The following is a 22,609-nucleotide window of genomic DNA, read 5'->3' as shown; positions in this document are numbered from 1 at the left end:
AGGGGTTCTCAGTGGGCAGCCGCGGCGGCCGCGGTCTCGATGTGCCGACGGGTGACGCGCTTGCGGAACACCCAGTAGGTCCAGCCCTGATAGGCCAGCACGAGCGGAAGGAAGATCAGGGCCGCCCACGACATGATCGTGAGGGTGTAGTCGGTGCTCGAGGCGTTCTGGATCGTCAGCGAGAAGGCCGGATCGGTCGCGGAGGGCATCACGTTCGGGAAGAGCGAGAACCACAGTGTGAGCACGGCGCCCGCGACGGCGGCCACCCCGAAGGCGAAGGCGCGGCCTTCGCGGTCGCGGGCGCTCGCGATCACGCCGCCGGCGACGCCCACCGCGGCGACGCCGGCGGCGATGAGGGCGGCGGGGAAGGCGGGGGCGCCGCCGGTCCAGGCGTCGGCGAGCGTCCAGGCGAGGAACACCGCGGCGACCGCCAGCGTGACGAGGCCGGCCCGGACGGCGAGTCGGCGGGCCCCCGCGTGCACCGGCCCGTCGGTCTTCAACGCCACGAAGGTCACGCCGTGGGTGAAGAACAGCAGCAGGGTCGTCGCGCCGCCCAGGAGCGCGTACGGGTTCAGCAGGTCGAGCAGCGTGCCGGTGAACTCGAAGTCCTGATCGATCGGCACGCCGCGGACGATGTTGGCCACAGCGACACCCCAGAGGAACGCTGGGACGGCCGAACCGATCACGATCATCAGGTCGAAGCGGCGCTTCCAGCGGAGGTCGTCGCGCTGGTGGCGGTACTCGAACGACACCCCGCGGACGATGAGGGCCAGGAGGATCAGCAAAAGCGGCAGGTAGAAGCCGCTGAAGAGCGTCGCGTACCACTCGGGGAAGGCGGCGAACAGGCACGCTCCGGCGACGATCACCCAGGTCTCGTTGAGGTCCCACACCGGCCCGATGGTGTTGATGATCTGGCGGCGGGAGGTCTCATCGCGGCCGAGGAACGGCAGCGACATCCCGACACCGAAGTCGAAGCCGTCCAGGACGAAGTAGCCGAGGAAGAGGAAGCCGACGATCCAGAACCACAGGGAGGGGAGATCCATGATGCGCCTTTCGCCTAGTAGACCGTGGTCCGGGTCGCGAGCTCGGCGTGCTCGTCGTCGCCGGCGGGAAGGGTGGTGTCGGGTCCCTTCTGGGCGGCCCGGAGGATGAGTCCGAACTCCACCACGGCGAGCGTGGCGTAGATGAGGGTGAAGGCGATGAGCGAGATGAGCACCGTCCACCCCGGGACATTCGGCGAGACCCCGTCCTCGGTGAGCATCAGCCCGAAGACGATCCACGGCTGCCTGCCCATCTCGGTGAAGACCCAGCCGACGAGGCTGCCGAGAAGGGGGAGGGGAGCCGACCAGATCGCGACCTTCCACATCCAGGTCGCCACCGGGCGGGTGGCCTTCTTGCGGGTCACCCACAGGCCCGCCACGGCGACGAGGGCAGCCAGGCCGCCGAGGGCGATCATCCACCGGAACGACCAGTAGGTGACCCAGACGATCGGGCGGTAGTCCACGCCCGCGCCGAACTGCTCGGTGTACAGCGCCTGCAGATCGTTGAGCCCCTCGACGCATCCGTCGAGGGTGTGGGTGGACAGCAGCGACAGGAGGTAGGGTACCCGCAGCGACCAGATCTCCTCCGTACCGTCGGGGGTGCCGATCGAGAAGAGGGAGAACGAGGCGTCCGCGCCGCAGGCGGAGTCCCACATCGCCTCGGCGGCGGCCATCTTCATGGGCTGGGTCGCCACCATCACCAGGCTGAGCTGGTCACCGCTGACGGCTACGCCGATGAACGAGGCGATGACGAACCACAGGCCGAACCGCAGCGACGACCGCATCGTGTCGAGGTGCCGACCGCGAGACAGGTGCCAGGCCGAGACGGCGACGACCACCGTGCCGGCGAACATCCAGGCGGCGAAGATCGTGTGGGGGAAGGCGGCGAGAACGACAGGGTTGGTCAGCACCGCGCCGATGTCGATCAGCTCGGCACGGCCGCCGTCGGCGGCGAGCTGGTAGCCGACCGGATTCTGCATGAACGCGTTCGCGGCGAGGATGAAGTACGCCGAGAGGGTCGAGCCGAGCACCACCATCCAGATCGAGGCGAGGTGCAGCAGGCGGGGGAGACGATCCCACCCGAAGATCCACAGCCCGATGAAGGTCGCCTCGAAGAAGAAGGCCATGAGCCCCTCGAAGGCCAGCGGGGCACCGAAGACGTCGCCGACGAAGCGGGAGTATGCCGACCAGTTCATGCCGAACTGGAACTCCTGCACGATCCCCGTCACCACGCCCATGGCGAAGTTGATGAGGAAGATCTTGCCGAACAGGCGGGTCAGGTGAAGCCATTTCACATCGCCGGTGCGGTGCCAGACGGTCTGGAAGATCGCCACGACGAGCACGAGCCCGAGGGTGAGGGGGACGAAGAGGTAGTGGTACAGGGTGGTGAGCCCGAATTGCCACCGCGCCAGCAGCAGCGGGTCGAGGAGGTCCACGTCAGCTCTCCGATCTTCGAAAGGTGCCTTCGGGACCGAGCGTACGCTGTGGTCTGACCACAGCGCATGGCACTGTCTCGATGTCGAGCGGATGTGTCTCGATGTCGAGCGAGACGGTCGGCGTACGGTAGACGAGTGAGCGCCTACATATCGGCGTTCGAGCTGTTCTCCATCGGTGTAGGACCCTCGAGCTCCCACACGGTCGGCCCCATGCGGGCCGCCGGTGACTTCGCTCGACGGCTGCGCGATGGCGGAGCGCTCGATCGCGTCATCCGCATCTCCTGCACGCTGTTCGGATCCCTCGGTGCCACGGGGCTCGGTCACGGGACGCCCGACGCGGTCGTCGCGGGGCTGCGGGGTCTCGAGCCCGAGACGGTGGACCCGGATGCCGTGCGGGCGGCGTGGGCGCAGTGGCCGGCCGATGCCCGGCTCGCGGTGGCCGGGACGCACCCGATCGCGTTCTCGAAGGACGACATCGCCTTCGCTCCGCGGACGCGTCTGCCGGGTCACCCCAACGCCCTGACCCTGGAGGCGTGGGGTCCGGATGGCGAGGGTCCGCTGCTGTCGGAGACCTACCTCTCGATCGGGGGCGGGTTCATCCGGCGCGAGGGCGCGGCCGAGGAGGTGACGGCGGTGACCTTCCCGTTCGCGTACGACAGCGCCGCAGAGCTCATCGCGCTCTGCGACGAGCACGGGATCACGATCGCCGAGCTGGCGCGACGCAACGAGGAGGCACTGCGCTCACCCGACGAGATCGCGGCGGGCCTGGACGCCATCTGGGACGCCATGTCGGGGTGCGTCGCGGCGGGGCTCCGCGCGGACGGTGTGCTCCCCGGGATGCTGGGGGTCAAGCGTCGCGCGGCGGCGATCCGGGCGCAGCTGGAGGAGGCAGAGTCTTCCGGGCACCGCGAGCTCCCCGGGGAGTGGCTGGGCGCTTTCGCCCTGGCGGTGAACGAGGAGAACGCCGCCGGAGGGCGCGTCGTCACCGCGCCCACCAACGGTGCGGCGGGAATCCTCCCCGCCGTGGCGATGTACTGGTGGCGGTTCCTGTCGGACTCGGGGCTCGGGGTGGGAAACGCCGTCACCCCGTGGGGAGAGCTCGTGGGAAGCGCGCTGCTCGGCTTCGGCGGCGATCGCTCTGCGAGCGGACCGGCGGAGGTGGACGACCCGGCCTTCGTCGCGGAGGCGAATCGGCGCCGCGGCATCCGGCGGTTCCTGCTCACGGCGACCGCCCTCGGGTCGCTGTTCAAGGCCAATGCGTCGATCTCGGGGGCCGAGGGCGGGTGTCAGGCCGAGGTCGGCTCGGCGTGCGCGATGGCCGCGGGCGGGCTCACCGCGGTGATGGGCGGCACCACGCGTCAGATCGAGAACGCCGCCGAGATCGCGATGGAGCACCACCTGGGACTGACCTGCGACCCGGTGGGCGGGCTCGTGCAGATTCCGTGCATCGAGCGGAATGCGATCGCGGCGTCGACCGCGGTGACGGCGGCGCGCCTGGCGCTGCGCGGCGACGGGTCGCACTTCGTCTCGCTCGACGCCGTCGTCGAGACGATGCGCCAGACGGGCATCGACATGTCGCACAAGTACAAGGAGACGAGCGAGGGCGGCCTCGCGGTCAACGTCATCGAGTGCTGACCCGCGTACCGCGCGCGGATGTGGCGCAGATGGGTTCGACCGGCGCCTTGGACCGCCGCGGCGACCGCGACCGCGGCGGCGACGGCGCGAAACCCGGGTGGCACAGATGGTCGCTCTTCGCGGCGAGCCGTGACCATCTGTGCCACTTCGTTCGGGGCCGCTTCATCGAGGTGGCGGGATTGGTCGGGGGTGGCGCGGGAACGCGACCAACTGTGCCACTTCGTTCGGGGCCGCTTTATCGAGGTGGCGGGATTGGTCGGGGGTGGCGCGGGAACGCGACCATCTGTGCCACTTCGTTCGGGGCCGCTTTATCGAGGTGGCGGGAATGGTCGGGGGTGGCGCGGGAACGTGACCATCTGTGCCACTTCGATCGGGGCCGCCTTATCGAGGTGGCGGGATTGGTCGGGGGTGGCGCGGGAACGCGACCATCTGTGCCACTTCGTTCGGGGCCGCCCGCGCCGCGGCGGCGCTTCACCCCAGATCGATACCGCGGCCCGGTCGCCAGCCGTTGCGCACCAGGGCATCGCGCACGAGCGAGACTCCGCGTTTCGCGCCGCGCACATGGGTGGAGGTGAGCCGCACGACCTGCCACCCGAGTGCCGCGTACGCGTTGTACTTCTCGATGTCACGGTCCCACTGACGCCTGTCTGTGCGGTGGTGGTCGCCCTCGATCTCCACAAGTGTGCGATAGTCGCGATACGCGACCTCGGTGATGCCGATGAGGCGTCCCCGAGGGTCGCGGATCTCGACGTCGAGATCCGGGTCAGGCAGCCCCGCAGCGGTGGCGTCGAGTCGATACTCCGTCTCCAATGGCGAGGAGCTCCCGACACGGACGAGCTCTACGGCTTCGCGCAGACGCTCGATCCCGGGTCGCTGGCCGGCGGCGATGACACGTCGCAGCTGCGCCGGCGTCGCCCGTCGTAGCTCCGGCGCCGGTGCTCCGTGGCGAGTGCGAGGCATCCTCACGAACCAATCGCCGAGCACGACGAGTTCCCGCACCGTCAGCTCGTTGCCGAGCATCGCCCAGGTCGATGCGGGGGATGCCACGGGCAGACCTTCGTGCTCGATGACCGACACCAGGTGGTGGGCGACTTTCACGCCGCGGACGCCGCGGCGCCGTGGCGCACGGCCGGGCGCGTGGACGCCGACGGTGATGTCCTGGCCGTGAGCGAGGGGAGCGTCGAAGAGCACCGCGGCGGTGCGTCCCGCGAAGAAGCGGTGATCTCCCAGCAGCGGAGCGAACCCGCGCGCACGCCGGACCACCCGGTGGTGATCCTCTCGCCCACGGTCGGCCCCCTCGTCGCCGATGACGCCCGGCACCATCCGAACCCCGTGGAAGACCGGTTCGAGCTGCCTCGTGCGGAGTCGACGGCGCGTCACACCCGCCGCGAGGGCTTTTGCGCACGTGAAGGCCTCGCCCAGTTCGTCGGGGAGTCGTACGTCGTCCATCCCTCCACCGTGGCCGAGCGTGGCGGTCGCTGATGCCCGCTCCAGCCGATCGGTGGACAACCCGTCGTCCCACCAGGCGGGGGAGGAAGCGACACCCCGACCGGGCGGGACTACGCTCGAAGGATGACTGCGCGGCGAGGGGGCAGCTGAGATGGTGGCCATCCCGGTGACGATCTCACCCGCGCCGTCGCGCCCCGCACACCCCGCGCCCGACGGCGGGATCGGCGATCCGCTCATCGACACCCACGGCCGCGTCCACCGCGACCTCCGCATCTCGCTGACCGACCGGTGCTCCCTGCGCTGCACGTACTGCATGCCCGAGCAGGGCAACGAGTGGCTCGCGCGCACCAGCATCCTCACCCTCGACGAGATCGAGCGCGTCGCCCGCATCGCCGCCGCCGACGGGGTCTCGACCTTCCGGCTGACCGGCGGCGAGCCGCTGCTCCGCCGCGACCTGCCCGAGGTCGTCGAACGGCTCGCCGCCCTCCGCGGCCCGGACGGTCCCGTGCAAATCGCGATGACCACGAACGGCATCGGCCTGCGCGCGGCGCTCCCGGCGCTCATCGAGGCGGGGCTCTCGCGCCTGAACATCTCGCTCGACACTCTCCGTCGTGAGCGGTTCCACGACCTGACCCGCCGTGACCGGCTCGACGACGTCCTCGACGGAATCGATGCCGCGGCGGCATCGGGGCTCCGCCCCCTCAAGATCAACGCCGTGGCCATGCGCGGGGTCAACGACGATGAGATGGTCGATCTGGTGGCGTTCGCTCTCGCCCACGACGCCCAGCTGCGATTCATCGAGCAGATGCCCCTCGACGCCGGCCACACGTGGGACCGGCAGCGGATGGTCACACGCGACGAGATCCTCGCTGCTCTCGCCCAGCGCTGGCACCTGACCCCGGTGCCCGGTCGCGGGGGCGCGCCGGCGGAGCGCTTCCTGCTGGACGGCGGCCCCGCCTCGGTCGGCGTCATCGCCTCGGTGACCGCTCCGTTCTGCGGCGCCTGCGACCGGCTTCGCCTCACCGCCGACGGCCAGTTGCGCAACTGTCTCTTCTCCACCACTGAGTACGACCTGCTGCCGGTCCTGCGCGGTCCCGCTCCCGGCGACGACGCCATCGACCGGATGCTGCGCTCGTGCGTCCACGGCAAGCTCCCCGGTCACGCCATCAACGACCCGTCCTTCCTCCAGCCCGCGCGCGGCATGAACGCGATCGGGGGCTGAGGTGGGACGCATCACCGCGCGCCGGCCCGTCACGCGCGTCACCATTGGCGGCGGAGAGAGTGGAACGGATGCCGCAAGGCGGCGTCCCGACGCGCTCGCCGTGGAGGAGCCCCTCGAGATCCGCGTGCGCGGCACGTCGCTCGCGGTCACCATGCGCACGCCCGGGCACGACGTCGAGCTCGCCGCGGGGTTCCTGGTGTCGGAGGGAGTGATCTCCCGCGGCGACCAGTTCCGATCGGCGATCCACTGCGGTGGCCCCGGAACCGGGCCAGGCTCCGACGGCAACACCTACAACGTGCTCGACGTCTCCCTGGCGCCCGACGTGCCGCCGCTGGATCCCGACCTCGCCAGGAACTTCTACACGACCAGCAGCTGCGGGCTGTGCGGGAAGGCGTCGATCGATGCCGTCCGCACGGTGTCGAGCTACGACATCGCGCTCGATGAGGCCGTGGTGCCGGCGGCGGTGCTCGCCGGCTTCCCCGACGAGCTGCGGCGTCAACAGGACGTCTTCGACAAGACCGGCGGGCTCCACGCCGCTGCCCTCTTCGACGCCGCGACCGGTGAGCCGCTCGTCGTGCGCGAGGACGTCGGACGCCACAACGCGGTGGACAAGGTGGTCGGGTGGGCGGTGCTGAACGACCGGCTTCCGCTCAGCGGTACCGTCCTGCAGGTGTCGGGACGGGCGAGCTTCGAGCTCGTGCAGAAGGCCGTCATGGCCGGCATCCCGATCCTCGCGGCGGTCTCGGCGCCGTCCTCGCTCGCCGTCGAGCTCGCCGAGGATTCGGGCCTGACACTCGTGGGGTTCCTGCGGGGGGCGTCGATGAACATCTACACGCACCCCGACAGGATCCTCCTCGCCGGCTGACCCGTCGGCCTCACTTCTTGCTGAGCTTGTCCTTCACCACTCCCGCGGCCTTGTCGACGACATTCGGCTTCGGGTCGGTGCCGAACAACCGCGGATCGGGCTGGGTCGGCGGTGGCATGGGCGCCGACGTGGTCGGACCGTCGTGGTAGCTGAACTCGCCCTTGCCGTCGGGTGTCGGGCCAGCGGCCCAGGAACCCTCGGCTGCCGCGGCGCCGTCGGAGAAGTTGAGGTACTGGTAGCTGACGTCCCGGTGCTCCTGCGACAGCGGGAAGTTCATGGGGACCGGGAGATCTTCGGTTCCCTCCTCCCGGAGCTCGGCGGCGGCACGCAGCCACTGGTTCTGATGCATCGTGTCGCGCGCGAGGAGGAAGGAGAGCATCTTGCGCACCCCGTGGTCGTCGGTCATGTGGTAGAGCCGCGCGACCTGCACACGGCCCTGCATCTCGGCGTTGGCGTTGGCGGTGAAGTCGGCGAGCAGATTGCCGCTGGCGGTGATGTACGAGCCCTGCCAGGGGTTGCCGTTGCTGTCGACGGGTCGCGCGCCGGCACCCGCGACGATCGCGTGCTGCACGTCCATGCCGCCCATCACCGCACCGAGCACCGGGTCGGACGCTGCGGCGGCTTCGGACTGTTCGACCGGCGCCTTCTCCAGCAGCTGGGCGATCATGATGGCGAGCATCTCGACGTGCCCGAACTCCTCCGCACCGATCCCGTAGAGCAGGTCGCGGTACTTCCCGGGGATGTGCGTGTTCCATGCCTGGAAGCCGTACTGCATCGCGACGGTGATCTCGCCGTACTGCCCGCCGAGGACCTCTTGCAGCCGACGGGCGTACACCGCGTCGGGCTTGTCGGGTGTGGATTCGAACTGCAGTTCCTGACGATGGAAGAACATCTGTCCTGCCCCTTTCTGTCGTGTCCGGGCGACGCTAGGAGGCCCGCGCACACGTCGTCGTCGGGGTTGACACGCCATACCGGCGCTGGGATATACGCGCCCGGGATAGTAGTCGGTTCGGCGCCGATGGCAACCCCCGTGTGCCGCGGGCAGCGCGTAGGCAGGGTGGGAGATCGACCTGCGAGGAGACGCCATGAGAGCCATGACCTATCGCGGCCCGTACAAGATGCGGGTCGAGGAGAAGCCGGAGCCCCGGATCGAGCATCCGCAGGACGCGATCGTGAAGGTGGAGCTGGCCGCCATCTGCGGTTCGGACTTGCATCTGTACCACGGCATGATGCCCGACACCCGCATCGGCCACACCTTCGGCCACGAGTTCATCGGCACCGTGCACGAGGTCGGAGGAGGGGTCCAGACGCTCCGGGTCGGCGATCGCGTCATGGTGCCCTTCAACATCTACTGCGGATCGTGCTTCTTCTGCGCCCGCGGGCTGTTCTCCAACTGCCACAACGTCAACGCCAACGCCACCGCCGTGGGGGCGATCTACGGCTATTCCCACACCGCCGGCGGGTACGACGGTGGCCAGGCGGAGTTCGTCCGGGTGCCCTTCGCCGACGTCGGTCCGTGGGTCATCCCGACCGATCTCCACGACGAGGACGCCCTTCTCCTCACCGATGCCTACTCGACCGGGTACTTCGGCGCCCAGCTGGCGGACATCGAGGAGGGCGATACCGCGGTGGTGTTCGGGGCGGGGCCGGTGGGGCTCGCCGCCGCCCACTCGGCCTGGCTCATGGGAGCGGGGCGGGTGATCGTGGTGGATCACCTCGACTACCGCCTGGAGAAGGCCCGCACCTACGCACGGGCCGAGACGGTGAATTTCGGACAGGTGGATGACATCGTCCTGACCCTGAAGAAGATGACGGCCGGTCTGGGATCCGACGTCGCCGTCGACGCGGTCGGCGCGGAAGCGGACGGCCACGTCCTCCAGCACATCACCTCGGCGAAGCTGAAGATGCAAGGGGGTTCCCCGGTGGCGCTGAACTGGGCGATCGACAGCGTTCGCAAGGGCGGGACGGTATCGGTGATGGGCGCCTACGGTCCGCTGTTCAGCGCCGTGAAATTCGGCGATGCGATGAACAAGGGGCTCACCCTCCGTATGAACCAGGCCCCGGTCGCCCGCCAGTGGCCGCGGCTGATCGAGCACATCCGCTCAGGCGTCATCGCACCGCGCGCACTCATCACCCACCGGTTCCCGCTCGAGCACATCGCCGAGGCCTACCACGTGTTCTCCGCGAAGCTCGACGGCTGCATCAAGACCGTCGTGCACGTCTGACAGATCGACCACGCCCACCAGGAGGCACCATGCCCTACACCGCCGCGAAACCCGGCATCCAGTCGGCACCCGAGGAGCTCCGCGAGAAGATCCCCGGGTGGGGTGCCGACCTCGACCCGGCCGATCGACCGGCCTTCCCTCGCGAAGTGCCCGGCATCCAGACCGGAGCGCGCTGGGAGCTTCCCGATCAGCAGCTCGATGACGGGCACCGCGAACGATCGGTCGAGCACGAAAGACTCACACCCGTCTTCGGCACGGCGCAACCGCTGCACGGCTTGGCGGGTGCCGTGAGGCGCGCCGCCTACGAGCGCTACAGCGAAGGGCAGACCGCGCACTGGCTGCTGCTCGTCCTGGGAGACAGGATCGATGCGACCACGGAGCATCTCCGCTCCTTCGTCACCCTGCGTCCCGACAATCCCCTCACCCTGTCGGGAGTCCTCGGCGAGCGCGGACGCCACCCCGTGGCATCCCGTCTGCGACCGGGTCGATCGGACGCGAAGCACACCTGGCTCGACCCTCTCCTGGTGATCGGGCCGTGGGTGCTGGCCGGTGTGCTGGCGTTCCACGCGGCTCGGGGTGTCGTGCGCCGCGCGCGGTGACGCCCGCTCTCGGGGTCAGAGGAAGGGATACGCCTCGTACACCGTGTCGCCCGGGAGCGGCGTGAAGAAGATCGCCTCGAAGCGTGCGCTCCCGCCGTCGGCGGGAAGACGCTCGACGTAGGTCGAGGTGCCGCCGATGATCGTGCCCCCCGGGTCGCGGGCGACGACGGTGACCCCGACGAACTCCTGCTCCACGGAGAACTCCCCGGTCACGGTTCCGGAGACCTCGGTGACGTAATCGTCACTGGTCGCCGTCAGCTCGCCGACCGAGAAGGTGCCCGCACCGGTCGAGGGTTCGGACACGGCCTCGGCAGGGTCGGGACCGATGACCTCGAGGGCGGTGATCTGGTTCCCGCCGATCTCGTAGAAGGATCCGGAGACGGCGACCTGTCCCGGAAGCATCGTGATGTAGTCGGTCGAACTGTCGAGGATCGTGCCCGAGGCGTCGATCGCCTCGGTGGTGATCTCACCGAACTCGAAGACCGCATCGGGGTTCGGATTGTCGACGATCACGACGTACCACCACAGATCGGGGTCGAGCGTGTCCTGACCGAAAGCGGTCTCGACGACCTGGATCGGCTCGGCCGAGGCGACGGGTTCGCCGCCCCCCGGGGTGAAGGGATCCGTCACGCTGTCGTCGATGGTCTCGATGGTGGAGATCGTCGTGAACAGGACGGCGACGATCGAGACGACGATCGCGGTGATCCCGCCCACCACCGAAATGACGATCGCGGTGATGCTGAGCCCCTTGCCGCCCTGGCTCTTGACGGCGAGCGCGATGATGGCCATGACCAGTGCAGCGAAGAGGATCGGCGCGGAAAGCCAGCCGAAGAACGGGATGAAGGCGACGACGAGACCGACGATCGAGGCGACCAGCGCGATGATCGCGAGGATCTTGGGCCGGGTGTCCGGGCCGACGGGGGCGGTCGAGGGTCCGGGGTACGCCATGCCCGGCTGCGCGTACGGCGGCACCGGCGCGCCGGGGTAGGACGGCGGGGCCGGATACTGCCCGGCGGGCGGAGCGTACTGCGCGGCGGGAGGGGCGTACTGCCCCGCGGGCGGAGCGTACTGCCCGGCGGGTGGAGCGTACGGACCCGCCGGTGGCATCTGATGGCCGGCCGGTGGAGCGTATGAGCCTGCGGCCGCAGGGTCTGCGGGCTGCGGGCCCTCGGGGGCAGCCGGGTTCTGGTCGGACATCGCTTGCTCTCCTCGCCACGGCTGCGCTCGCCGCCGCTTCACAGTAGCGAGGTCGGCCGACAGAGCCCAAACCCCGCTGTGGGCCCCGCAGACATGACGAGAGCGGATGCCGCCCCCACGGCATCCGCTCTCGTCCTTCGCTTTCAGCGCCGGGGCTTGCGGTTCTCCGCGCTCACCATCCACGACAGCTGTTCCACGCGCTCGAGGACTCCGTGGAGGATGTCGGCGCTCGTGGGGTCTTCCTCATCGACGGGGTCGTGCACCTCGCGGACGGTGCCGGCGACGGCGTCGAGACGTTCGGTCATGAGGTCGATGACCTCGGTGGTGGCGATCTCGCCCTGCGGGAACTCGGGAAGCGTGGTCGTCTCGGCGACCGTGTCGCTGCGGCCGTCCGGCAAGGCGTGGAGCGCGCGCATCCGCTCGGCGATGTCGTCGGCGAACTCCCGGGCGGCGTCGATGATCTCGTCCAGCTGCAGGTGGGTGTCGCGGAAGTTCGTTCCGACGACATTCCAGTGGGCCTGCTTGCCCTGGAGGGAGAGTTCGATCAGGTCGACCAGAACGCGCTGCAGGCTGTTGCTCAGCGTCTCCGACGCCTGGAAGCCCTTCTCGGCGTTCTGCTCGTCGGTGAGCTCGGCGCCGCGCGACGGCCGCCGCTTGTTGCGGGTGGCGGAAGAGGCTTTGTCGTTCGAGGTGGCCACGGATCGCTCCTATCGGTCGGGGTCGCTTCGACGATAGGGGAGCGACGAATCCGCGGGGAGAGCTTGCACCCGGCCTGTCGCAGTGATAGCCGCCTGTCGCGCGGCGTCCCTAGACTGCGAACGTGAGCCGGACCGTCCGGTGCGCGAAGCGGAGCGAGGACCGATGCAACTGGCGATGGTGGGACTGGGACGGATGGGCGCGAACATCGTGCGACGGCTGATGCGCGATGGCCACGACTGCGTCGTCTACGACGTCAATCAGGATGCCGTGGCCACCCTCGTCACCGAAGGCGCAACGGGCGCGGCGAGTCTGGCCGATCTCGCCGGTGCCCTGGAGAGCCCGCGCGTGGTGTGGCTGATGATCCCCGCCGGCCTCACCGGCGGCGTCGTCGATCAGCTCGCCGAGGTGCTCGAGGCGGGGGACATCATCATCGACGGCGGCAACTCGAACTACCGCGACGACGTCCGCCGCGCCGCCGCACTGAAGCCGAAGGGGATCCACTACGTCGACGTCGGAACCAGCGGTGGCGTCTTCGGCCTGGACCGCGGGTACTGCCTCATGGTCGGGGGACCCGACGAGGCCTTCGCGCGGATCGAGCCCGTCCTGAAGACCATCGCCCCCGGCCGCGGCGAGATCGAGCGCACGCCCGGCCGCGAAGGCGACTTCGCGCCCGAGGAGCTCGGCTACCTGCACTGCGGTCCGTCCGGGGCCGGCCACTTCGTGAAGATGGTGCACAACGGCATCGAGTACGGCATCATGGCCGCGCTCGCCGAGGGTCTGAACATCCTCGAGCATGCCGACGCGGGCATACATCAGGCCGAGCACTCCGCCGAAGTGGCGCCCCTGGAGGAGCCGGAGTTCTACCAGTTCACCATCGACACCCCCAAGGTCGCCGAGCTGTGGCGCCGCGGATCGGTCATCTCCTCGTGGCTGCTCGACCTGACCGCCGCGGCCCTGCAGGAGAACCCCACGCTCGACGGACTGGCCGGCCGGGTCTCCGATTCCGGCGAGGGCCGGTGGACGGTCAAGGCGGCCGTCGACACCGGTGTTCCCGCCCCGGTGCTCGCCGCCTCGCTGTTCGAGCGCTTCGCCTCGCGCGGCGAGGACCATTTCGCCAACCAGGTGCTCTCGGCCATGCGTCTGCAGTTCGGCGGACACCAGGAGCTCCCCGCCGGCGACGTCCTCGAAGCGGGGGGCAAGAAGGCCGACACGTGATGCGGACCTCGTGATGGCCTACCTCCCCATCTCCACCCCCGGCGAGGTCGGGGGACCGGACGGGTATTCGTACTCGGCGCTGGTGCTGTTGACGGATGCCGCGGACCCGGCCGTGCTGCAGAGGTTGCTCGGCGTCATCCGCTTCACCGGCTGGATCGCGCCTGTCGCGTCGGGGACGCAGGTCGTCATCGGCGACCCCGGGGCGGGCGTCGTCGCCGCGGAGCGGCGCGGCATCATCGACGTCGGCGGGCTCGTGGCCGAGCGGCTGGAGTGCGACGTCCTGGCCGTTCAGGTCCGCCGCGACCGTCAGCTCGCCCTCGTGGGCTGGCGGGGCGCGGAGGAGATCGGACGCTACGACAGCGACCCCTCGGCCGAGCCCGGCGCCGATGACGATGTCGCCTCCGAGCCGGTCGGCGTCGCCTTCGCGCCGGAGCTCGCCGCCCTCGCGCGGACGCCGCAGGCCGCCGAGCGTCTGACCGAGATCCTCGCCGAAGAGCTGGAGCGCGACAGCGTCTCGGAGTCCGAGCGACTCCGCTCGATCCTGCGTCTGCTGACGCTCCCGGACTGGATCGTGGCGACGGGCTCCCTCCCCGGGGACATCCCCACCGGACCCCGCGCCGCGGACCTCACCCGCCTGCGGGTGGGGATGCCGGGCGCGGCGGGGCTCTGGCGTCACCTCGCCGTGCGGCGGGTGCGCCGCAGGCGAACGCCGCCGCCGGTCATCGCCGATCCGCCGCGCGAGAGCGGACCCGGTATGGAGGGGATCGAACCGTGGATGTTCTGAGATGAGCGGCCGGGCGTCGGGGACGCGGCGACGGACCGCGGTGTGGGGCCTCGTCGTCAGCTCCGCGCTCCAGCTGACCCTCGTGCTGCTCGGGATCGGCTTCATCTTCGCGCCGGGAAACGCCGCCTCCGCCGCCCTCCTGTTCGCCTGGTGCGGCGTCGGCACCGGCTACGCGATCGGCATCTGGGTGGTGCTGTGGATCGCCGGGCGGCGGGCGGAGAGCGACGGACCCCCGCTTCTGATGGAGCTCGGCATCGTGCCGCGCACGATCTCGCTCACGGCGACCATCTTCACCAGTGCCGTCGGCGTCGTCGCCACGGTGCAGCACATCTTCCTCCAGCCCGACGACGCCTTCACTCCGGTGCTCGATGTCATCGGAATCTGGGCGATGCTCCTGGCCTGGATCCTGCTGCACTGGGGATACGCGCAGCTCTACCTCCAGCTGTACTACCGCGAGGACGATCGCCCGCTGCGCTTCCCGGGGACCTCGACCCCCGGCATCCTCGAATTCGCCTATTTCTCCTACACCGTCGCGGTGAGCTTCGCCGCCTCCGACGTGGAGGTGCACGACCGGCGCATGCGGTGGCGGGTGATGACCCACTCCGTCATCGGTTACTTCGTCAACGGCCTGATCATCGTCACGGCCCTGAGCGCCATCGCCGAGGCCGGAGGCCGCTGAGGGCGGGATTCAGGCGGAGAGCAGCGTGCGCGCGACCCGTGCACCCGAGACGAGCGCTCCTTGGATCGACGCGGTGTCGCGGTGGTCGCCGGCGATGAGCACCCGCTCCGAGATCCACGGCGCGCTCCTCACGCGCAGGGGCGCCGGCTGGGCGGGGAGGGCGTGGCGCACGTCGTCGCGGCGGAGAAGTCGCCACCGAGCGGCGTCCTTCCCCCACAGTTCGGCGAGCTGACGGCGCACCTCGTCCTCCGACGGCCCGGACCCCGCGGGCGGAAGAAGACAGGTCGCCTGCACGAGGTGGCGCCCGGGCGGGGCGTATGACGGTGCGGTGCGCGAGAGGACCGCCGTGTTCACGATCGGACCGCGGCGCCGCCCGTCGACGGCGAGCAGGGCATCGAACGCCGGCTCCGGGGTGGCCTCGAACCACCAGGTCTGCAGGCCCTTCGTCTGCGGCGCCGGCAGGTCGGTCAGGGCCCCGACCCCCTCCGGTCCGACGGCGACGATCGCGTGCCGCGCCCGGACGGTGTCGGCTCCGGCGACCGCGACCTCGACGTGCGCCCCCGAGCGCGAGACCCCGGTGACGCGGTGGGAGAGGCGGATGTCGGCGCCCGCCGCGCGGGCGCGGGCGGCGAGCTGTCGGGGGAGGGCGGCGATCCCCGCCGCGGGGAGCCCCGGCCGGCCGAGGGCGAACATGCGCACCAGCAGCCGCACGAATGCGTCCGAGGTGTCACCGCCGTCCTCGGCGATCACCCCCGCGAGGAACGGCTCGAGGACCTCCGCGCGCAGGGGCCCGCGGAGCCCCACCCGATCCCATGCCGCCGCGAGGCTGCGGTCGGGACCGCGGATCACGCGCGTCGGGTCGAGCAGCACCGGCAGCGTCCATCGGGCGAGCGCCCACAGATCGGCAGGGCCGAGGAGTCCGCTTCGGAGCGTGGCGGGGAGGAGACGCGGATGCCGCAGGGGATGCGCCAGGCGGACCGATCCGCTCTCGCGGCGCACCCGCACGCCCACGGGGAAGGCGCGGATTCCGAGGGCTTCGAGATCGACACTGCGCGAGAGCGCGGGGTACGCGGGGTTCAGGACGTGGAAGCCGCGATCGAGGAGGAAGCCGTCGACGGCGTCGGTGCGCTCACGGCCGCCGACATCGTCGCCCGCCTCGAGGACCACGACGTCGCGGCCGGCGTTCGAGAGGACGCCCGCTGCCCGGAGGCCCGCGAGGCCCGCTCCGATCACGACCACGTCGTGGAGGGCAGCGCCGGTGGGGGACATGTGCCGAGCCTACGACCACGCCCCGCGCCCCCGGGCGGCCCCGGCGGCGCGGGGCGGTGGAAGGATGACCACATGAAGGCCGCCCTCATCCTCGCCACCCAGCTCTTCGAGGATCACCCGGCTCTGGAGGACCCCGACATCGACATCCTATTCTTCGTCGAAGCCGAATCCGCCCTCACACGTCGACCGTTCCACGCGCACAAGCTCGTGTTTATCCTCTCCGGGCTCCGCCATGCCGCCGCTCGAGCGGCCGAGGCCGGTCACCGGGTCGCCCACCTCCCCGTGGGGGAGGAGTGGAGCTTCGCGGCGGGCCTCCGACGGCTGATCCGCGAACACGGCGTCGAGGGGCTGGCATGGATGAGCGCGACCGATCGAGGGGTGGACGAACGCCTGCGCCGCATCTGCGACGACGAGGGCATCGCGACCCGCGTCTATCCCGACGCCCTCTTCCTCACCCCCGCCGAAGACCTCGACGGATGGTTCGACGCGCACCCCCGGGCGAAGATGGAGGACTTCTACCGGTGGCAGCGCACCCGCACCGGCGTTCTCATGGACGGCGAGAAGCCTGCGGGGGGTGCCTGGAACTACGACGCCGACAACCGGCATCCCCTCCCCAAGGGTGGGATACCGATCCCGGCCCTTCCCGAGCCCGAACGGGACGACATCACCCGGGAGGTGATCGGCCTCGTCGCCGAGCGGTTCGCCGATCATCCGGGCGACCCCGACGAGTTCTGGCTGCCGGTCACCGCTCCCGGTGCCAGAGAGTGGCTCGCCTCGTTCGTCGCCGATCGACTGGAGCTCTTCGGCCGGTACGAGGATGCGATGGACGCGGACGAGCCGTTCCTCTTCCACGCCGTCATCAGCCCGTTCCTCAATGTCGGGCTGCTGCGCGTCGAGGAGGTTCTCCAGGCCGCGGTCGCCAGACGCGACGAGGTGCCCATCGCCTCGCTCGAAGGCTTCGTGCGTCAGGTGATCGGGTGGCGGGAGTACATGCGCGGGCGGTACCGCGCCCACCCGGCGCTCATCGACGCCAACCATTTCGAACTCACCCGGCCGCTGGAGGACTGGTGGTACACCGGTCGGCAGATCCCCGACGATCTGCCACGACCCGTGCGGGTGGTGCTCGAGCGCGTCCACCGTTTCGGCTACGCCCATCACATCGAGCGGCTGATGGTTCTCGGCAACTGGTTCCTGCTGCAGGGCTATCACCCGCGGGCGGTGTTCGACTGGTACTCGGCGCTCTTCGTCGACGCGTACGAGTGGGTCATGGTCCCCAACGTCCAGGGAATGAGCCAGTACGCCGACGGCGGGGGCGTCGCGACGAAGCCCTACGTCTCGGGCGGGGCGTACCTGCAGAAGATGGGATCGTGGTGGCGGAGTGATCGCGAGGCCCGGGACTCGGTCTTCACGAGCGCGTACTGGGCGTTCCTGGAGCGGCACGAGGCCAGGCTCGCCGGCAATCCGCGCTTGACGATGCCGCTCGCTCAGATGCGCCGGCGACGCGGCGGGTGAGCTCGGCATCTCCCGCAGATTCCGTGTCTGCGACGCCGGTCAGCCCGTCGGTGCGGCCCCGTTCGCCGCGCGCCGCGCGGCCAGTCTCCGTTCGCGCATCGCGAGGAACAGCGGGAACGTGAACGCGATCGCCGTGATGCCCGACAGCACGATGTAGAGCCACCAGCGCTTCATCCCGAGGCGTCGTCCCTCGACCACGATGACGACGCACGCCGCGACGGCGACGACGAGGAGGTCGACGGTGATGGACGACACCGCGGGCCCGCTGGTGACGAGATCACCGAGGAAATCGCGCATCTGCACGACAGCCCATACGTTGAAGACGAAGGTGCTGAGGAGTCCGGCGACGGCGAGGACGAGGAACGTGATCGCGAGAGGTGGCCAGGGATCGCGGGGGCGGGTCATGGGTCGAAGGGTAACCCCGTATCATCGTGCGGTGCTCGGCTTCGACGACCTGTTGCCCCGGCGCCCCCACCGGATCGCGGTCGCGGGGGTGTCCGGCGTGGGGAAGACCACGCTCGCCGCCCGGATCGCGGAGATCACCGGCTCGCCGCACACCGAGATCGACGCGCTCTTCCACGGCCCGGGATGGACCGAGCGACCCGAGTTCCTCGACGACGTCACGCGGCTCGTGGCGACGGAGTCGTGGGTCACCGAGTGGCAGTACGCGCCGGCTCGCCCACTCCTGACGTCCCGAGCCGACCTGCTGGTGTGGCTCGACCTGCCCTTCTGGACCTGCGTCTTCCCCCGTGTCGTGCGTCGCACCCTGCGACGGCGGATCCGTCGCGAGGAACTGTGGAACGGCAACATCGAGCCGCCGTTCCACACCTTCCTCACCGATCCGGAGCACATCGTGCGCTGGTCGATCCGCACGAGATACAAGTACGACGAGCGGATCCCCGCGATGGCGGACGACGCCGCGGCGCCGGATATCGTCCACCTCCGCACGCCGGCGGAGGTCGAGCCCTGGATCGTCGGGCCGCTTCGCGCGAGCGTGTTCCCCGCCTGAACTCCGGCCCCCGGCGTCGACCGTCTCCCGCGTGGCTCGACGTCGGTGATGACCCCCGAGGCGTCGAGGAACAGTACGCTCATCCGGTGACCTCGCACACGCTTCCCGACGGCGCGATCCTGCGCCGAGCCCAGCCCGGAGATGAGCCGGGCATCCTCGATGCCATCACCGCCCTCGCGGTCTACGAACGCGAGCCCGACGCGGTGGAGAACACCGTCGAGGCTCTCACCGCCTCCCTGTTCGGACCGGAGCCGCGGGTGTTCGCCCACGTCGTGGAGAGAGAGGGAGCGATCTTCGGCATCGCCATCTGGTTCCTCACCTACTCGACGTGGACGGGGACTCACGGCATCTGGCTCGAGGACCTCTACGTGCACGACGTCGCACGCGGACGCGGCTACGGTCGGGCGCTCATGCAGGCGCTGGCGGCGGAATGCGTCGAGCGCGGGTATGCCCGATTCGAGTGGACGGTCCTCGACTGGAACGAGCCCTCGATCCGGTTCTACCGGGCGATCGGCGCCGTGCCCATGGACGAGTGGACCACGCAGCGTCTGAGCGGGGAGGCCCTTCGCGCGCTCGCCGCGACCCCGCCCAGGCGGGCGTAGCCGCGGGGATCACCGCCGACACGCCGCGCCCGGCGCGCCGCCTGCCTCACACCCGGCGGTACGTGCCGGCCATCGGGCAGTCGAACGGGTCGCGCGCGGCGAGCCCGACGCGGTTCAGGTACGCGATCACGATGCCGTACGAGCGCCACAGGCTGGTCTCGGTGTACGGCACGCCCAGCGTCCTGCAGTGATCGCGGACGATCTCACGAGCCTTCGCCAGGTGCGGACGGGGCATGTTGGGGAACAGGTGGTGCTCCACCTGGTAGTTCAGACCCCCCATGAGCACCGTCGCCCACCATCCGCCGCCGACGTTGCGCGAGGTGCGCACCTGCTTGGAGAAGAAGTCGAGCTTGGCGTCCTCGGCGATGACCGGCATGCCCTTGTGGTTGGGGGCGAACGACGCGCCCATGTAGACGCCGAAGACCGCCAGCTGCACGCCGAGGAAGGCGAAGGCCATTCCGAGCGGCAGGAAGAGGAAGACCGGCACGAGCACCACGCCGAAGCGGAGGAAGAGCAGCCCGAGCTCGGCGAACCGGCCCTTCACGGGCTGACGGCTGAAGAGGTGGCGGAACGCCAGCGCGTGCAGGTTCAGCCCCTCGAGGGTCAGGAGCGGGAAGAACAGATACCCCTGACGTCGGGTGATCATCCGGCGAAGGCCTCGCGCGGTGGCGGCATCCTCGTCGATGAACGAGATCGTGTCGATCTCGATGTCGGGATCTTTCCCGACGCGGTTCGGGTTGGCGTGGTGGCGGGTGTGCTTGCCGGCCCACCACGAGAAGCTCATGCCCACGACTCCGTTGCCGAGGATGAGCGCGAGACGGTCGTTCGCGGGGCCGGAGCTGAGGATCTGGCGATGGGCCGCCTCATGGGCGAGGAAGGCGACCTGGGTGAAGAGGATGCCGAGTGCTGCGGCGATGAGGAGCTGGAACCAGCTGTCGCCCAGAAGGATGAAGCCGGTGATGCAGGCGGCGAAGCCCAGGGCGATGGCCGCACCGACGAGCGCGTAGAACCACCGTGCTCGGGAGAGCAGTCCGGTCTCGCGGACGATCTGCGCCACATCGGTGTAGGCGCGGGCCATCGGGGGGAATTCCGCGGTGCCGGCGTAGGTCTGTCGAACGGGTCCGAGCCGGGGCTCGAGGACGGTTGAAGAGATGAGGCTACCTCGGTTTCGATCGTGACCGCTTCGGCCGGGAAAGCCAAAGGCGGATGCCGATCGCTGGTCTCAGCGTACGTAACCTCGTATCCACGAAGCGGTATACGGCCGGGTTCCCAGAAAGCCGTCAGCCGGCGGCGGGACCTTTCAGTCACCACCGCCGGCTGACGGGAGAAGATTCAGATCGCGCGGATGTTCGCAGCCTGCATGCCCTTGGGGCCACGCTCAGCGTCGAACTCCACCTTCTGCGCCTCGTGAAGCTCCTTGAAGCCTTCGCCGGCGATCGCGCTGAAGTGCGCGAAGAGATCAGCCGAGCCGTCGTCGGGTGCGATGAACCCGTAGCCCTTCTCGGAGTTGAACCATTTCACGGTGCCAGTGGCCATCGTGTCTTTCCTTTTTCTTTTCGGGCCGCGAAGGCGACCGGGTGTGCCGCTCCCACTTGTGCGGAACGGACGGATACGGCGCGGCCCCGGTGCAGACCCGCGAAATCCCCCTAACCGTAGCACGGGGACCCGCGGGGGATCAGGAGAGTTTCCGCAGCGCCGAGCCCTTGTGCGCGGCCTTGTCGCCGCTCTTCTCCGATTCGACGATGTACGAGGGCTCGTCATCGCTGGCCGTGAACTGCTGCCCGGCGAACTGGAAGTCGCTGGTTCGGCGTTCGACGACCTTTCCCTGGGTACGCCCCTGCGACGTGTTCCAGCTGACGCGATCGCCCTTCTTGAGATCCTTCGACACGACGTCCTCCTTCTCTCGTGAGAATGGTCGCGCCCCCGCGGTCGGACGCGAAGCCCTTGACCGCGGGGGCGAAACCTGAGATGGCGGGGGATCAGACGCTCGCCTGCTCCTCCGTCCGACGCGGCAGCACCCATCCCCGGCGGGGGAAGTGGCAGGTGTAGCCGTTCGGGATGCGCAGCAGGTAGTCCTGGTGCTCGGGCTCGGCCTCCCAGAACGGGCCGGCCGGCTCGATCGTCGTGACCGCCTTGCCCGGCCACAGCCCCGACGCGTCGACATCGGCGATCGTGTCGCGTGCGATGCGCTCCTGCTCGGGGGAGAGCGGGAAGATCGCCGAACGGTAGCTCGTTCCGATGTCGTTCCCCTGCCGGTTCAGGGTCGACGGATCGTGGATCTGGAAGAAGAACGCCAGGATGTCGCGGTACGACGTCTGCGCCGGGTCGAAGACGATCTCCACCGCCTCGGCGTGGCCCGGGTGGTTGCGGTAGGTGGCGTGGTCGTTGCTCCCGCCCGTGTAGCCGACGCGGGTCTGCAGGACGCCCGGCTGCCGGCGGATGAGGTCTTCCATGCCCCAGAAACAGCCGCCGGCGAGGACGGCGGTCTCGGTGTCGGGCAGGCGGGTGATCGCTCCGGTGTCGGTGGGTCCACTGGTCATGAGGCGTTCTCCTTCTGGGTGTTCTCGAACAGTCTGCGGTATGCGCCGAACCCCTGGGCCTCGAGCTCGGCGACCGGCACGAAGCGCAGCGCGGCGGAGTTCATGCAGTAGCGCAAGCCCCCGGCATCCCGCGGTCCGTCTCGGAAGACGTGACCGAGGTGACTGTCGGCGATGGCCGAGCGCACCTCGGTGCGCGGCAGGATCATCTTCCAGTCGGTCTTGGTCGCCACCGCATCCGGCGCGATGGGGCGGGTGAAGCTCGGCCACCCTGTGCCGCTGTCGAACTTGTCGGTGGAGGAGAACAGCGGCTCTCCCGACACGACGTCGACGTAGATGCCCGGGTCGTGGTTGTTCCAGTGGGCGTTGCGGAACGGCGGCTCGGTGCCGTCCTGCTGGGTGACCTGATACTGCAGGTCGGTGAGGGCGCTGAGGGCCTCGGGGGTCTTGCGGTACTCGTGGGACACGATTCCTCCTCACGCGGCTGGCTGCCGCGTCATTGAGAAGAACCGCCGGCCGGCCGGATTTGGTCCCGCGGAGCTGGGAGCCACCTGCGAATCCGATCGCGCTGACAGGGTGCCGGGCTGTTGTCAACCGGGGCGCGAACGCCTCGCACTCGGGATGGAATGGGCGCA

Annotated in this window: 24 protein-coding genes; 11 read left to right on the top strand and 13 right to left on the bottom strand. The window is 69.8% G+C overall.

Annotated elements, in window-relative coordinates; genetic code table 11:
• Window positions 1–8 precede the first annotated feature (8 nt).
• Entirely contained in the window at window positions 9–1,043 is a 1,035-nt protein-coding gene (cydB, locus tag MA875_RS09465) for a cytochrome d ubiquinol oxidase subunit II (protein ID WP_248242041.1), read from the bottom strand.
• Between the two features lie 14 nt (window positions 1,044–1,057).
• Window positions 1,058–2,476 carry a cytochrome ubiquinol oxidase subunit I gene (locus MA875_RS09460; protein WP_248242040.1) on the bottom strand — a complete coding sequence of 473 codons (1,419 nt, stop codon included), beginning with the start codon at window positions 2,474–2,476 and terminating at the stop codon, window positions 1,058–1,060.
• 135 nt (window positions 2,477–2,611) lie between these two features.
• On the opposite strand from MA875_RS09460, the gene MA875_RS09455 reads away from it, so the two are divergent.
• A complete protein-coding gene (locus MA875_RS09455) occupies window positions 2,612–4,111 on the top strand; it encodes an L-serine ammonia-lyase, iron-sulfur-dependent, subunit alpha (RefSeq protein WP_248242039.1) in 1,500 nt (499 codons plus the stop codon).
• Window positions 4,112–4,582: 471 nt separating this feature from the next.
• Here the strand turns inward: MA875_RS09455 and MA875_RS09450 are convergent, their stop codons facing one another.
• On the bottom strand, window positions 4,583–5,560 hold the full coding sequence (locus MA875_RS09450; RefSeq protein ID WP_248242038.1) for a putative endonuclease domain-containing protein: 978 nt from the start codon (window positions 5,558–5,560) through the stop codon (window positions 4,583–4,585).
• A gap of 151 nt (window positions 5,561–5,711) precedes the next feature.
• On the opposite strand from MA875_RS09450, the gene moaA reads away from it, so the two are divergent.
• Together moaA and fdhD are read left to right on the top strand one after the other, a co-directional pair.
• A complete protein-coding gene (gene moaA / locus MA875_RS09445; protein WP_248242037.1) occupies window positions 5,712–6,782 on the top strand; it encodes a GTP 3',8-cyclase MoaA in 1,071 nt (356 codons plus the stop codon).
• Between the two features lies 1 nt (window position 6,783).
• Window positions 6,784–7,647 (top strand): formate dehydrogenase accessory sulfurtransferase FdhD, encoded by an 864-nt coding sequence (gene fdhD / locus MA875_RS09440; protein WP_248242036.1) that lies wholly within the window; start codon window positions 6,784–6,786, stop codon window positions 7,645–7,647.
• Between the two features lie 10 nt (window positions 7,648–7,657).
• Here fdhD and MA875_RS09435 read toward each other — a convergent pair whose 3' ends face one another.
• Window positions 7,658–8,539 carry a manganese catalase gene (locus MA875_RS09435; RefSeq protein WP_248242035.1) on the bottom strand — a complete coding sequence of 294 codons (882 nt, stop codon included), beginning with the start codon at window positions 8,537–8,539 and terminating at the stop codon, window positions 7,658–7,660.
• 193 nt (window positions 8,540–8,732) lie between these two features.
• On the opposite strand from MA875_RS09435, the gene MA875_RS09430 reads away from it, so the two are divergent.
• Window positions 8,733–9,872 (top strand): zinc-dependent alcohol dehydrogenase, encoded by a 1,140-nt coding sequence (locus MA875_RS09430; RefSeq protein WP_248242034.1) that lies wholly within the window; start codon window positions 8,733–8,735, stop codon window positions 9,870–9,872.
• 29 nt (window positions 9,873–9,901) lie between these two features.
• Window positions 9,902–10,471, top strand: a complete 570-nt coding sequence (locus MA875_RS09425; RefSeq protein WP_248242033.1) for a hypothetical protein — start codon at window positions 9,902–9,904, stop codon at window positions 10,469–10,471.
• Between the two features lie 15 nt (window positions 10,472–10,486).
• Here the strand turns inward: MA875_RS09425 and MA875_RS09420 are convergent, their stop codons facing one another.
• Window positions 10,487–11,668, bottom strand: a complete 1,182-nt coding sequence (locus tag MA875_RS09420; RefSeq protein WP_248242032.1) for a DUF4190 domain-containing protein — start codon at window positions 11,666–11,668, stop codon at window positions 10,487–10,489.
• A 143-nt stretch (window positions 11,669–11,811) separates the two neighbouring features.
• Complete coding sequence (locus MA875_RS09415) at window positions 11,812–12,249, bottom strand: Dps family protein (RefSeq protein ID WP_282448899.1); 438 nt, start codon at window positions 12,247–12,249, stop codon at window positions 11,812–11,814.
• Window positions 12,250–12,529: 280 nt separating this feature from the next.
• Here MA875_RS09415 and gnd point away from each other — a divergent pair, with 280 nt between their 5' ends.
• Genes gnd through MA875_RS09400 form a run of 3 tightly spaced genes read left to right on the top strand, consistent with a single transcriptional unit; the run spans window position 12,530 to window position 15,045 of the window.
• The gene (gene gnd / locus MA875_RS09410) at window positions 12,530–13,582 is read left to right on the top strand and encodes a phosphogluconate dehydrogenase (NAD(+)-dependent, decarboxylating) (protein ID WP_248242030.1); all 1,053 of its coding nucleotides are present in this window, start codon (window positions 12,530–12,532) and stop codon (window positions 13,580–13,582) included.
• 13 nt (window positions 13,583–13,595) lie between these two features.
• Window positions 13,596–14,366: a hypothetical protein gene (locus MA875_RS09405; RefSeq protein WP_248242029.1), complete on the top strand. Its 771-nt coding sequence runs from the start codon at window positions 13,596–13,598 to the stop codon at window positions 14,364–14,366.
• A gap of 1 nt (window position 14,367) precedes the next feature.
• The gene (locus MA875_RS09400; RefSeq protein ID WP_248242028.1) at window positions 14,368–15,045 is read left to right on the top strand and encodes a DUF1345 domain-containing protein; all 678 of its coding nucleotides are present in this window, start codon (window positions 14,368–14,370) and stop codon (window positions 15,043–15,045) included.
• Window positions 15,046–15,054: 9 nt separating this feature from the next.
• On the opposite strand, the gene MA875_RS09395 is transcribed toward MA875_RS09400, so the two are convergent.
• A complete protein-coding gene (locus MA875_RS09395; RefSeq protein ID WP_248242027.1) occupies window positions 15,055–16,314 on the bottom strand; it encodes an NAD(P)/FAD-dependent oxidoreductase in 1,260 nt (419 codons plus the stop codon).
• A gap of 72 nt (window positions 16,315–16,386) precedes the next feature.
• Here MA875_RS09395 and MA875_RS09390 point away from each other — a divergent pair, with 72 nt between their 5' ends.
• Window positions 16,387–17,826, top strand: coding sequence for a cryptochrome/photolyase family protein (locus MA875_RS09390; RefSeq protein ID WP_248242025.1), 1,440 nt, complete (start codon window positions 16,387–16,389; stop codon window positions 17,824–17,826).
• A 39-nt stretch (window positions 17,827–17,865) separates the two neighbouring features.
• Here MA875_RS09390 and MA875_RS09385 read toward each other — a convergent pair whose 3' ends face one another.
• Window positions 17,866–18,231, bottom strand: a complete 366-nt coding sequence (locus MA875_RS09385; RefSeq protein ID WP_248242023.1) for a DUF2834 domain-containing protein — start codon at window positions 18,229–18,231, stop codon at window positions 17,866–17,868.
• Window positions 18,232–18,262: 31 nt separating this feature from the next.
• Between MA875_RS09385 and MA875_RS09380 the strand changes: the two genes are divergently transcribed.
• Window positions 18,263–18,835: a P-loop NTPase family protein gene (locus MA875_RS09380; protein WP_248242021.1), complete on the top strand. Its 573-nt coding sequence runs from the start codon at window positions 18,263–18,265 to the stop codon at window positions 18,833–18,835.
• 86 nt (window positions 18,836–18,921) lie between these two features.
• On the top strand, window positions 18,922–19,437 hold the full coding sequence (locus MA875_RS09375; RefSeq protein ID WP_248242019.1) for a GNAT family N-acetyltransferase: 516 nt from the start codon (window positions 18,922–18,924) through the stop codon (window positions 19,435–19,437).
• A gap of 46 nt (window positions 19,438–19,483) precedes the next feature.
• Here MA875_RS09375 and MA875_RS09370 read toward each other — a convergent pair whose 3' ends face one another.
• The 5 genes from MA875_RS09370 to msrB form a co-directional block, all read right to left on the bottom strand.
• Window positions 19,484–20,590 (bottom strand): fatty acid desaturase family protein, encoded by a 1,107-nt coding sequence (locus MA875_RS09370; protein WP_308221515.1) that lies wholly within the window; start codon window positions 20,588–20,590, stop codon window positions 19,484–19,486.
• A 179-nt stretch (window positions 20,591–20,769) separates the two neighbouring features.
• Window positions 20,770–20,973: a cold-shock protein gene (locus tag MA875_RS09365; RefSeq protein ID WP_248242014.1), complete on the bottom strand. Its 204-nt coding sequence runs from the start codon at window positions 20,971–20,973 to the stop codon at window positions 20,770–20,772.
• 139 nt (window positions 20,974–21,112) lie between these two features.
• Window positions 21,113–21,325 (bottom strand): hypervirulence associated TUDOR domain-containing protein, encoded by a 213-nt coding sequence (locus MA875_RS09360; RefSeq protein ID WP_248242013.1) that lies wholly within the window; start codon window positions 21,323–21,325, stop codon window positions 21,113–21,115.
• A 91-nt stretch (window positions 21,326–21,416) separates the two neighbouring features.
• The gene (gene msrA, locus MA875_RS09355; RefSeq protein WP_248242011.1) at window positions 21,417–21,977 is read right to left on the bottom strand and encodes a peptide-methionine (S)-S-oxide reductase MsrA; all 561 of its coding nucleotides are present in this window, start codon (window positions 21,975–21,977) and stop codon (window positions 21,417–21,419) included.
• Window positions 21,974–22,441, bottom strand: coding sequence for a peptide-methionine (R)-S-oxide reductase MsrB (msrB, locus tag MA875_RS09350; RefSeq protein ID WP_248242010.1), 468 nt, complete (start codon window positions 22,439–22,441; stop codon window positions 21,974–21,976). The genes msrA and msrB overlap by 4 nt, the downstream gene beginning before the upstream one ends.
• Window positions 22,442–22,609 lie beyond the last annotated feature (168 nt).

Source organism: Microbacterium kunmingense (genome assembly GCF_023155745.1).
In the GTDB taxonomy this organism is placed as follows: Bacteria; Actinomycetota; Actinomycetes; order Actinomycetales; family Microbacteriaceae; genus Microbacterium; species Microbacterium kunmingense.
Note: the sequence above shows the minus strand (reverse complement) of the source record. Positions and strands in the feature narration are given on the sequence as shown.